The sequence below is a fragment of the Planococcus salinarum genome (genome assembly GCF_007004625.1).
GTDB lineage: Bacteria > Bacillota > Bacilli > Bacillales_A > Planococcaceae > Planococcus > Planococcus salinarum.
The window spans coordinates 16,581-28,691 of sequence record NZ_VIFV01000025.1 but is presented as its reverse complement, the minus strand read 5'-3'; the positions used below and the strand labels follow the sequence as shown (position 1 = coordinate 28,691).

The window sequence follows — 12,111 nt, the reverse complement described above, 5'->3', positions numbered from 1 at the left end:
AGTGAGCGTGATACTCACTGTGCAGCTTTTTACTTTCTCAACCCCTACGCTTCGTCATCGATAAACTCAGGTTCAACTTTATCCAACTTCTCTTCTTTCAGGATTGTATACATATTCGCTGTTTCTTCTTTGCGGACGTTTTCTTTCAACATATCCACCCGCACCGTTACGACTTTCTGGCCGAAACGGATCTGCAGTTCATCGTTTTCCTTGATGACCGAACTTGCTTTGGCTTTATTGCCGTTTACGGTGATCCGGCCCTGATCTGCCACTTGCTTGGCGAGTGTACGGCGTTTGATGAGCCGGGAAACTTTCAGGAATTTATCGAGGCGCATTGTTATTCTCCCTTTCTTGCCAATAGCTTGGCTTCGTTCCAAAACTCATCCAGCTGTTCCAACGTGTAATCATGGAAGCGGCCGGTGCCTTCGTTGACCTTTTGCTCGACGAAACTGAAGCGGCTGCGAAATTTGCGATTGGCCCCGACCATCGCCTGTTCCGGCGACAATTCATGGAAACGTGCGATGTTGACCAGCGTAAACAACAAGTCTCCGAGTTCGTCGAGCTGGTGTTCTTTGGAACCATTCGCCAGCTCACTGCGGAATTCCTGCAGTTCCTCTTCGAATTTGTCCCACGCACCTGCCGCATCCGGCCACGTGAAGCCGGCCTTCGCCGCCCGTTTCTGATAATTGAAAGACGTCGTGAGCGACGAACTGAAGCGCTCCTGGCCATCCAATAACGACGCGGCCGCCGGTTTTTCCTCAGCTTTGATGGCCTGCCAATTGCTGACCACGTCAGCCGATCCTCCGACTTCTGTGTCACTGAAGACATGCGGGTGGCGCCGGATCATTTTGGCGCTGATCGCCTCGAGCACATCTTCAAGCTGGAAGTAGCCATTATCCTGGCCGATCTGGGCATGCAGGAACACCTGCAATAAAACATCGCCCAGCTCTTCGGCAATGGCGTCGTCGTCCTGTTCCTCGATCGCCTGCAAAAGTTCATGCGCTTCTTCCAAAAGATATGGCATCAAACTTTCGTGCGTCTGCTCACGGTCCCACGGACAGCCTTCCGGACTGCGCAGCGTGGCGATGACCGAGCGGAAGGTCTGCCATTCCTTCAGTTGTTCCTGCGTATCTGTGGACGGCGGCACGTAAACCGTCGTCAGGTTGTCGATTTCAGCGGCACGGTCGAGTTCATGGAGTGGCACCGTCCGCAATTTTTCCTGCGCTGAGCCGGCAGCCGTGACGATGGTGACCGGATAATCCTCCGGATATTTCTCCATCAGCGTCAATTTGGCTTCCGAAGCGCTGAAGGTATCGTAAATTTGCGCTATGAGAATGTGCTGTGACATGTTCAAACGGTCACTGTCCATCGTCGTGCCGTCCACCAATTGGAAGCCGTCGATCGGATCGATGCGCAATGCACCGAACACCGCATCAAGAAAGCTGCTGCCGCCTTCGATGCTTAATCGGCAGCTTCCCGCTTTTTCCGCTTCGATGAGATGCTGCACGGTCTGCTCTGCCACAAGCGGATGGCCCGGAACGGCATAAACGACGGGTCCGTCTGTCGAAAGTGTGAGCAGGGTATCGGCAATTTCTTTGTAGACCGGCGCGAAATCATCGTGCTTTTCGTAAATTTCATCAAAACTTTCGTACGCCAGCCCTTCATTCGCCAATTCGGCGAGCACAGGGTGGTCTGCGGTCCGTACATATAAGCGGTCCGCGTTTTTCAGTTTTTTATAAACACCGAGCGGCAGCTGGTCGAGATCGCCAGCGCCGAGTCCGATAATATGGATCGTATTCATCGTCCATCACCTTTTTTCTTTGAATTGATGGCCAGTTGCAGTTTCGCCATTTTCCGGCCGAACGGCATGACATACCATTGTTTTTCCGTAATGATGCGGCTCCGCGCAATTAAGACCAGGAACACAGCAGCGCCCAGCGGCACTGCGGTCAGCGCTGTCAGCGTTGCCGCGAACCGGCTTGGCAATGCATCGAACAGCGTCCAGTCCGTAAACACTGCCCATCCGAGCACGACTGCGCCCATCGCGGCCGATGCTGCAAACAGCCAGCCGTAAAAACGGGGAGGGGCAAATTGCAGCGGCCATTGTATTTTAAAGTACAGGACCAGCCCGCAAACAATAAATGCGAGCCCCAGATTCCCCGCCAGCGCAGCCCCCATCACGCCGTAAACCGGAACCAGCAGCCAGTTGCCGATGATTTTCACCACCAGGCCACCCGCCATCAGGAGCGCAGGCACGCGAACTTTTCCTATGCCCTGCAGCAATGCCGTAAGTATCAGGAGCAACGACATCCAGACAATCTGCCAGCTGAAAACAATGAGCGCTGCTGATTGTTCCCTGGTCTGAAACAGCATTTCATTGACATAGGGCATGACAAAGGTCAGTCCCGCTGCAGCCGCGACGGCGAACAAGAGCGAAATCCGGTAAGCGAGTTTGGCGTAAAGCTGTGCTGAACGGCCATTCTTTTTGCGCTGCATCTGCGCAACCAGCGGCACAATCGACAGCGCTAGTGATGTGGCCACTAGCAACCCGAACTGGGCAAGTGGCTGGCCTCTGTCGTAGATGCCTTTTTGTTCCATTGCCCGGAGCGTTTCCCATCCGCTTGCCTCAAGCAGGCGGAAAACGCTGAAAGAATCCGCCATCTGAAAAATCAGCAGGATCAACGAGCTCATGCTGACGCTCAGGCTTATTACCAGCATCTTTTTGACCGTCGGCCACAGGGGGACCGCTGCCGGCTGTGGATGCCATACAATTTTTTTATAGAAGAAATAAATCAGCAAGCCGACTGCCGCCAATTCTCCTATGACCGCACCCAGCATCGCTGTCTGGCCCGCAGTGTATAGCGAGAATCCATTCGTGACGACAATCCAGGTGCCCAGCAGAATGACCGCCACGCGGATTACCTGCTCAGTAACCTGTGCATAAGCGACCGGCTCCATGCGGCTGCTTGCCTGAAAGGAACCTTTCATGACCGCGAGAGGCGCCATCAGGAGCACCGCAAAAGATCCTACTTTCAACAAGCCGCTTAACTGGCCATCGCCCATCCACGCCGCCAAAAGGTCTGCGCCCAGAAAGAGAGCCGCAAATATCACGAGCGAGATTCCGGCAATCACCCAGAAAGCGATGCGGAAAATGGCCCGATGCTCCTGCCGGTCGGAATCGGCCAGCATTTTGGAAACGGCAACAGCAAATCCGTATGAGGTCCAGATGCCGAAAACCGCGATAAACGGATATACCTGCTGATAAATATAGAAACCCTGGTCCCCGACCATGTTCTGGAAGGGCACCCGGTAGACCGCACTGAGAATTTTCACGATCAGGCCGGCCAGCGTCAGAAGGACCGCGCCTTTCATAAATGATTTCATCGCACCTTCTGTGTTCAACCGGCTTCACCCATTCCATTCATCCCTTTAATTTGTCGTTTCCACTTCCCGGAGAGATTCCGGCAATAATTTCATCATCCCTTCCAGAACATCGAAAGGATGGTGTTTGCCTGTTTTATTTTCATCGATTGCCATCACAAGCTGTTGGCCGACCATGCTGAAACCGACTGCACGGCCATAGGCGGCTGATTCTTCGACAAGCTTGCCGCCATTGACAGCCGCTGTGCCTTTTTCGGTGAGCTTGATGGAAATCCTTTTGCCGTTTTGTTTGATCGACTCGACGCCCACACTGCGTCCCCACACTTTCATGAGTGCAATGCGGAGCAGACGGTCGGTTTCCAGCGGCATATCGCCGAAACGGTCAATCAGTTCATCCTGCAGTTCCGCGACTTCCTCCGCCTCATCTATGCCTTTGACCCGTTTGTACATCTGGATCTTCTGGTAGCCGTCGCTGATATAGGAATCCGGAATATACGCATCGGTATCAATCGAAATCTCAATTTCCTGAACCGGCTCTTTTTTGATGCCGCTCTGGCGTTCTTCGATCGCCTCTTCCAACATTTGGGAATAAAGATCGAAACCGACCGAGTCAATAAAGCCATGCTGCTGGGAGCCGAGGAGATTCCCCGCGCCGCGAATCGTCAAATCGCGCATCGCAATCTTGAATCCGGAACCGAGTTCGGTAAATTCCTTGATGGCCATGAGGCGTTTTTCGGCGACATCCGTCAGCACTTTATCGCGCTGATACATGAAATAGGCGTAGGCAACACGGCTCGAACGGCCGACACGTCCACGCAGCTGATACAGCTGGGACAAGCCCATGCGGTCTGCATTTTCGACGATCAGCGTGTTGACGTTCGGAATATCGATACCGGTTTCAATGATCGTCGTTGTCACCAGTACATCGTAGTCGCCGTCCAGGAAACTGAGAATGACCGATTCCAATTCGGTTTCGGACATTTGGCCGTTCGCATAGCCGATGCGGGCTTCCGGCACCAACTGCTGCAGTTCTTCCACTTTCCTTGTCATGTCGTCGACCCGGTTATACAAATAAAACACCTGGCCACTGCGGGCCATTTCGCGTTCAATTGCTTCGCGCACGAGGGTTCCGTTCTGTTCCATTACATAGCTTTGAACAGGGAAACGGTTGGCCGGTGGCGTTTCGATTACCGACAGATCCCGGACACCGATCATCGACATATGAAGTGTCCGCGGAATCGGCGTAGCCGTAAGGGTCAACACATCGACATTGGTCTTCATCTGCTTGATCTTCTCTTTATGGGTGACACCAAAGCGCTGTTCTTCGTCGATGATCAATAGACCGAGATCTTTATACTGCATATCTTTCGACAGGATCCGGTGTGTGCCTACGACAACGTCGACTGAACCGTTTTTCAATCCTTTGACAGTTTCCGCCTGCTGCTTTTTCGAGCGGAAGCGGCTCATGAGGCCCACTTCAATCGGATAATCTTTAAAGCGCTCACTCATCGTCTCGAAATGCTGCTGCGCGAGTATGGTCGTCGGCACCAGGAACGCGACCTGTTTGCCGTCCAGCACCGCTTTGAAAGCTGCGCGTATCGCAACTTCCGTTTTGCCGTAACCGACATCGCCGCAAATCAAACGGTCCATCGGACGTTCTTTTTCCATGTCCTTTTTGACTTCATTGATCGAACGCAATTGGTCGACCGTTTCGTCATAAGGGAATTCCGATTCAAACTGCCGCTGCATGTCCTGCTCTTTCGTGAAGGAGAAGCCTTTCAACGCTTCCCGTTCGGCGTATAGTTTGATCAGGTCGTCCGCAATATCCTGGACAGCTTTCGACACTTTCGCGCGGGTCTTTTTCCACTCTGCGCCGCCCATTTTGTGGAGTTTTGGCGCTTTTTCTTCCGACGCAATGTATTTTTGGATCAGGTCAATCTGGTCGACCGGCACAAACAATTTATCGTCCGCTTTGTAGACAATGTGGAGGTAGTCTTTATGAACACCTTTTACTTCCAGCGTTTCGATGCCGACGTAACGGCCAATTCCGTGGTGGACGTGGACAATATAATCGCCCGGCTTGATTTCCGAATAGCTTTTGATGCGTTCGGCGTTCGTCAGTTTTTGCGCACGCGTTTTTTTCTTCGCCTGCTGTTTGAACAATTCGGAATCGGTGATGACCGCAAAGCGCTGCAGCGACATCTCGAAACCGTTGCTGAGGTCCCCATCCACCAGATAAACTTTGCCCGGCTGAACGATAGTCGATGGGGTGATGATTTCCGCTTCAATGCCGTAATCATCCAGCACTGAACGGACTTTTTGCAGCCGTTCTTCACCATCCGCTACGACAAATACACGGAATTTCCCCATGACCCAGCGTTCCATTTCCCCCTGCAATAAATTCATCTGGCCATGGAACGACTGCATCGGCTTGCTGGAAAAGACAACGGATTTTTTGACCGAGACCATCGGGAAGGTCCGGACGAACAGGGACAGGTACGTCATCTTCTGTTCCAATCGGCTGATCACTTCACGAAACGTGTGTGAAAGGCTGATGTCCTGCAGAAATTTCCCTTCTTCCAACAAGGAAACGATCCATTCGCCTTCTTCACGTTCCAGAGTTTCCGTCATTTCCTGGATGCGGCCCAGTTCATCAAAGAAGACAAATCCATTTCCCGGGAAATAATCGCCGAGAAAAGCGGATTGGGTTTTCACCAAAGATGCATATTTCGCTGCCTGATCCGGCATGTCCCCCTGGCGCAGGGTGTCGATATCGTGCTGAATAGACTGAAACAACAACTCTTTCGTATCGTCATTCTTAGTTTTCTTTAAGGTGATGGCCAACTGTTCCTCAATGCTGTCCGCCAATGCGCTTCGCTGCGTTTGATCAAGGACCAGTTCGTTTGCCGGCAAAATGCATAATGAAGTGATTTTTTTCAGTGAGCGCTGGTCTTCCGCGTTGAAAATACGGATAGAGTCGACATCCGTGTCGAATAATTCAATTCGTACCGGATGCTCAAAATTCAGTGGATATATATCCAGAATACCCCCGCGCAACGCAAATTCACCAGGCGCAGTCACCATCGTCGTGCGAGTGTACCCCATGGCTACCAGGTTCAACAGCCATTGGTCCGTATCCAACTCTTCGCCATCTTCCACCCGTAAAGTCGAGGCGTCCCATCGTTGCCGGGTAGGCAATAATTTTCGCAAGCCGGCGACCGGCGTGATGTAAACACCTTTTCCGGTATTCGCCATATGGTCCAGGGTATCAATTCGGTGGGCACGCAATTCCGGCCCTGAGAAGGAGACATCTGCCGCTATCAATTCTTCGGCCGGATACAAATGGACAAGCTCTTCCCCCAATAACTTCACCAGATCATCGTAGACACGCTGCGCATGCAATAAATTTGGCGTGACAATCAACAGCGGCGCCTCCAGCTCTGCATACAGCGTACGGTAAAATAACGTCCGGCCACTGCCCGACAATCCTGAAACAAGCTGGTGATCCTGCCCTTTCTTCAAATCGGCAATTAAGTTTTGTACATGAGAATCCTCTGAAAACGCCTGCAATATAGGCTTCATGAAGATTCCTCCTCTCCCAGGAACCAGAAAAAAGCTCTGAACGCAATTTGCGCCAAAGCAGTTCTATGCTCCATTGTATTTAGTCATTACTTCGATAAAGGGTTTGGCAAGCCAGAATTCACAGGCTTCTGCACTCCTATGGACAGCATCCGCGATATCCGCGCTTTCTTCTTTTGAAAACTTGGATAATACATAGTCCGGCACCTTCATGCCGGCCGGCGGGCGGCTTATCCCAATCCGGATCCGGTTGAAGTTCTGGGTACCCAAATGCTGGATCAGTGACTTGATGCCGTTGTGTCCGCCGGCACTGCCTTTTTGCCGCAACCGCAATTGGCCGGTCGGCAGGTCCAGGTCATCATAGATCACGAGGATATCATCAATGCCGATATCGTAGTAGTCCATCACCGCACTGACACTTTCACCGGATAAATTCATGTACGTCAACGGCTTCAACAGCATCACTTTGCCTTCCGGTCGGTGAATGACTGAATGCATGCCTTTAAATTTCGCCTGTGCCAACGGGGCGTTCCACTTCGATGCCAAATGGTCAATCACGTGGAAGCCGATATTGTGCCGGGTCTGCTCGTATGTTTTGCCTGGATTGCCCAGGCCGATAATCAATTTCATCGCAACTCGTCCTTTGCTGTTCACTGCTGTCTATTTTATCATATGCTGCTGTTAATGAAAAAATGGGGACTGCCAGAAGACAGTCCCCGTTCTCTTCTGTTGTAATTTTAAGCTTCTTTTTCGGACTCGTCTTCTTCAGTTCCGACAACTTCCGGCTCAGCGCCTTCAGTTTCAGTAGTTTCTTCAAGCTCGTCGATTTCTTCCTGCGTACGTGGTGCTGTTACAGATACCAATAGGAAATCGTCTTCGTCAAGAATTTCATACGCCACCGTATCGCGGATATCTCCAACAGACAGGTGATCGCCGATTTCTAGTTTGCTGACATCCACATCGATTGAATCCGGAATTTCCGAAGGCTTCACTTTAATGTGAACTTCGCGGTTTGGCTGGTTCACGATGCCGTTTTCTTTTTCACCGGCAGCTTCGCCCACTGTGTGGACAGTTACAGCGATTTCAAGTTCATCGGACATATTGATTGCCAAAAAGTCGACATGCTTGAAATTGCCTTTCAAAGTGTCCATTTGATAATCACTTAAGACCACATTATAAGTCTTGCCATCCAATTCCAGGTTGATGACACCATTGCGTCCTGATTCGCGCAGCGTTTTGATCAAATCTATTTCTGCTACAGTAAGTGGAGTGGTTTCAGCTTTATAGCCGTAAACGATTCCTGGTACGTTGCCTTTGCCTCGCAGTTCTGTCAGTGCTGAGTTCGGTGTACCGCTTTCTCTTTTTTGTGCTTTCATTTTTGTAGCCATATAAATTTCACCCTCCAAATTTTATAAATGTCCATAGTTAGTATATACCCTTACTCCGCTAACATCAAACCGGGGCGCATGGGCATGGGTTTTCTGCTCAGTCGAATAGCGTGCTGACTGATTTTTGTTCGTGTACGCGAACGATCGTTTCCGCCAATAGCTTAGCTACAGACAATTGCTTGATTTTCGGAGAATTTTTTTCTTCCGGCAAAGCGATTGAGTTGGTGATGATCAATTCTTTGATGACCGAATCATCGATGCGCTGAATAGCTGGACCTGAAAGCACCGGATGTGTACAGCAAGCGTAAACCTCTTTCGCTCCACTTTCGATCAAAGCACTGGCCGCAATCGATATCGTGCCTGCGGTGTCGATAATGTCATCGATGATGATCGCTGTCTTGCCTTCGACATTGCCGACGATGTTCATTACTTCAGCTACGTTCGGGCGCGGACGGCGTTTATCAATAATGGCAATCGGGGCTTTCAGGCGGTCTGCCATTTTGCGTGCACGCGTCACGCCACCATGATCAGGCGAAACGACGATGACGTTTTCAAGGTCGATGCCGCTTTCGTTCAGGAAATATTCCGAGAGTAGGGGCACTGCCACTAAATGGTCAATCAAAATATCAAAGAAGCCCTGGATTTGGGGCGCATGCAGATCCAGTACAACCACACGTGTAGCTCCGGCCGTCTCCAAAAGATTCGCCACCAGCTTCGCAGTGATCGGCTCACGTGAACGTGCTTTGCGGTCCTGGCGTGCATAACCGTAATATGGGATGACCACGTTGACGGTGCGGGCTGAAGCACGTTTTACCGCGTCAATCATGATAAGCAGCTCCATCAGGTTTTCGTTGACGGGCTGAGAAGTTGACTGGACAATAAAGACGTCATAGCCGCGAATGCTTTCTTCGATGTTGATTTGAATTTCTCCGTCACTGAAGTGTGTAACCGAACTCTTTCCGAGTGGAATTCCAACGTTTTCTGCAATTTCCTCTGCTAATTCCTTATTCGAATTCAATGAAAAGATTTTCAGTTTACTGTCTGCATTTTGATAACCCATTAAAGTGTGCCTCCTATTTTTTCGCGTTTAATTTTGAAGCATAGCCTTCTTTATTTTCCTGGCGGGCCCGTGCAATTGCCAGGGCGTCATCGGGGACATCCTTGGAAATCGTAGAGCCTGCCGCTACATAGGAACCTTTGCCGATGGTAACTGGTGCAATCAGGTTTGAGTTGCAGCCGATAAATGAGTCGTCTTCAATCTTCGTGAGGTGCTTATTTTTGCCGTCGTAATTGACTGTGATGGTGCCGCAGCCGATATTTACGTTTGTGCCCACTTCCGCATCACCGATATAACTGAGGTGGGAAACTTTGCTGCCATTGCCAACTTCGGATTTTTTCACTTCGACAAAATTACCGATTTTGACTTCATTGCCCAGGTTGCTGTCCGGACGCACGTGGGCGAACGGCCCGACAGCCGTGTCTGTGCCGATTGTGCTGTTGTAAATTTCGGAAGAACGGATTTCAGTGCGGTCTCCGATAATGCTCGAAACGATGCGGCTGTTGGAAGAAATGAAGCAGTCCTCGCCAATTACCGTCGGGCCTTCAATCATGACGTTCGGATAAATCACCGTATCCGCCCCTATTTGGGCTTCTGCACTGATATATGTGGAAGACGGGTCGATGATGGAAACGCCTCCGCGCATATGTTTTTCAGCTATCCGTACGCGCATGATGCTCTCCGCCCGGCTCAAAGCCACACGATCGTTGACGCCAAGGGTTTCATCAAAACTGTCCGTGGCGTATGCCGCGACGATTTCGTTTTGTTTTTGCAGGATTTCGATAACATCCGGCAAGTAATATTCTCCTTGCACGTTATCATTTGAAACGAGTTTCAAAGCTTCGAACAATGCTTCATTGTCAAAGCAGTAAGTGCCCGTGTTGATTTCATTAACCTGCTGCTCTTCCGGCGTGGCGTCTTTTTGCTCGACGATTTTCGACACCTGGCCGCTGCCATCCCGGATAATCCGGCCATAGCCAGCAGGATCATCCGCAATCGCTGTAAGGATGGTCGCTTTGGCTTGGGTAGAACTGTGATGGTCAAGCAATGACTGCATCGTCTCCGTGCGTATCAGCGGTGTATCTCCGCAAACCACCAATGTCGTCCCCGCTTTCCCTTCGATCAGGGAAGCTGCTTGCTGAACAGCATGCGCCGTTCCCAACTGCTCTTCCTGCAGTGCGTAATCGCTGCTGTCACCAAGTTGGTCCTGTACTTTTTCCGCACCGTGACCGACAATTGTAACGATTTTTTCGACACCAAGCTTTGAGATATTGCCGGTTACATGCTCGACCATCGGCATTCCGCATACCGGATGCAACACTTTATACAATTTGGATTTCATTCGCGTACCTTGTCCGGCCGCCAGTATTACTGCATATGTATTCGTCATGTATCGATCCTCCGTCTATCAGATTTATTTCCGAGTTTCTTGCTTGAAACCAATAAAACCAATGCGTCTGAGCGCAAAAAAAAGCCGTTGCGGCATATTCCATTGCATTTTTCTGTTTTAAACAGAGGCATGCATTTTCTCTCTATTAGATATAACAGCATTGCCATAAGGCTATGACGTCGTCCCCGCTTTTCTTAACTATATCGGAAAAACCCTGATTTTTCAAGGTTTGCAGCCATGACAATCCCATTACAAATGAGAAAAGCGCGAGCGCCGGCTCAACCGGAAGTTGCGCGAAGGAAGTTCGGACGACACGGGGCGATGAAGCTGGTGCGCCCTTTCATGTTCCGAAGCCAGTCCAGCTGTTCGCCGCTTTTTGCCGCCCAGCCGAACCGTCTTTCGGGTGACCCGAAGAGCCGGGCGCCGGAGACTGGACAACGGAATTTTTCTCCAAACAAAAAAGAGCCTGTCTCATGTGAGGGCTCTTTTGTCGTTTGGTATCATACCCCGGCTTCTTCATAAACAGGGTCAGTTTCACTTTGTGCATACGCGGTCAACACAGCTTGCTGAAGTTTGTTGCGCGTTCCAGAATTAATCGGATGTGCTATATCTCTGAATTCACCATCCGGAGTTCTTTTGCTTGGCATCGCTACAAACAAACCATCATTTCCATCAATCACCCGAATATCATGCACAACAAATTCGTTGTCCAGGGTGATGGAAGCGATTGCTCTCATACGGCCATCCGTTTGAACTCTTCTCAACCTCACATCAGTAACTTCCATTCTTTCATCACCTCTCCCCTAAGATGCAATTTTTGGACCTGTTTTATGGTATTCGCTATTAAGGACTAATCTCCTTCATAAATTACAAAATTTATTAGAATATTTTGTTTTTATGATAAAAAAATAAAACTGCCTGTAAAAGGCAGCTTCATCTCTTCATTTAACATTCGCGATAACTTCGATTTCAACTTTCACATCTTTCGGCAGCCTGGCCACTTCCACTGTGGAACGGGCCGGTTTGTGGTCACCGAAATAAGAAGCATAGATTTCATTCATTGCAGCAAAATCGTTCATGTCCTTGATGAAAACCGTTGTTTTCACGACATGATCGAGAGATGAGCCTGCCTCGGCAAGTACCGCTTTCAGATTGGCGAAAACCTGATGGGTTTGTTCACCAATCGAATCTGCGGCAAGTTCCCCCGCAGGTGTCAATGGGATCTGTCCTGAACTGTAAAACATATTGCCTGTAACAATCCCCTGTGAATATGGGCCTATCGCTGCGGCCGCTCCTTCAGTAGCTACGTATTTCAT

At 50.2% G+C, this 12,111-nt stretch carries 10 protein-coding genes; all 10 read right to left on the bottom strand.

Annotation, left to right across the window (positions count from 1 at the left end):
• Positions 1 to 44: 44 nt before the first annotated feature.
• Positions 45 to 335 carry an RNA-binding S4 domain-containing protein gene (locus DIJ65_RS12715; protein ID WP_112225014.1) on the bottom strand — a complete coding sequence of 97 codons (291 nt, stop codon included), beginning with the start codon at positions 333 to 335 and terminating at the stop codon, positions 45 to 47.
• 2 nt (positions 336 to 337) lie between these two features.
• On the bottom strand, positions 338 to 1,801 hold the full coding sequence (gene yabN, locus DIJ65_RS12710) for a bifunctional methyltransferase/pyrophosphohydrolase YabN (protein WP_117302901.1): 1,464 nt from the start codon (positions 1,799 to 1,801) through the stop codon (positions 338 to 340).
• On the bottom strand, positions 1,798 to 3,402 hold the full coding sequence (locus DIJ65_RS12705) for a putative polysaccharide biosynthesis protein (protein WP_391527606.1): 1,605 nt from the start codon (positions 3,400 to 3,402) through the stop codon (positions 1,798 to 1,800). Before DIJ65_RS12705 ends, yabN begins: the two co-directional genes overlap by 4 nt.
• 27 nt (positions 3,403 to 3,429) lie before the next feature.
• Positions 3,430 to 6,963: a transcription-repair coupling factor gene (gene mfd / locus DIJ65_RS12700; RefSeq protein ID WP_117302905.1), complete on the bottom strand. Its 3,534-nt coding sequence runs from the start codon at positions 6,961 to 6,963 to the stop codon at positions 3,430 to 3,432.
• A gap of 63 nt (positions 6,964 to 7,026) precedes the next feature.
• Positions 7,027 to 7,590, bottom strand: coding sequence for an aminoacyl-tRNA hydrolase (gene pth / locus DIJ65_RS12695; protein WP_117302906.1), 564 nt, complete (start codon positions 7,588 to 7,590; stop codon positions 7,027 to 7,029).
• Positions 7,591 to 7,697: 107 nt separating this feature from the next.
• Positions 7,698 to 8,348 (bottom strand): 50S ribosomal protein L25/general stress protein Ctc, encoded by a 651-nt coding sequence (locus tag DIJ65_RS12690; protein ID WP_117302908.1) that lies wholly within the window; start codon positions 8,346 to 8,348, stop codon positions 7,698 to 7,700.
• 97 nt (positions 8,349 to 8,445) lie between these two features.
• Positions 8,446 to 9,408: a ribose-phosphate diphosphokinase gene (locus DIJ65_RS12685; RefSeq protein ID WP_117302910.1), complete on the bottom strand. Its 963-nt coding sequence runs from the start codon at positions 9,406 to 9,408 to the stop codon at positions 8,446 to 8,448.
• Between the two features lie 13 nt (positions 9,409 to 9,421).
• The gene (gene glmU, locus DIJ65_RS12680; protein WP_117302912.1) at positions 9,422 to 10,795 is read right to left on the bottom strand and encodes a bifunctional UDP-N-acetylglucosamine diphosphorylase/glucosamine-1-phosphate N-acetyltransferase GlmU; all 1,374 of its coding nucleotides are present in this window, start codon (positions 10,793 to 10,795) and stop codon (positions 9,422 to 9,424) included.
• Positions 10,796 to 11,295: 500 nt separating this feature from the next.
• Entirely contained in the window at positions 11,296 to 11,580 is a 285-nt protein-coding gene (gene spoVG / locus DIJ65_RS12675; RefSeq protein ID WP_071152412.1) for a septation regulator SpoVG, read from the bottom strand.
• A gap of 156 nt (positions 11,581 to 11,736) precedes the next feature.
• Complete coding sequence (locus DIJ65_RS12670) at positions 11,737 to 12,111, bottom strand: RidA family protein (RefSeq protein WP_071152413.1); 375 nt, start codon at positions 12,109 to 12,111, stop codon at positions 11,737 to 11,739.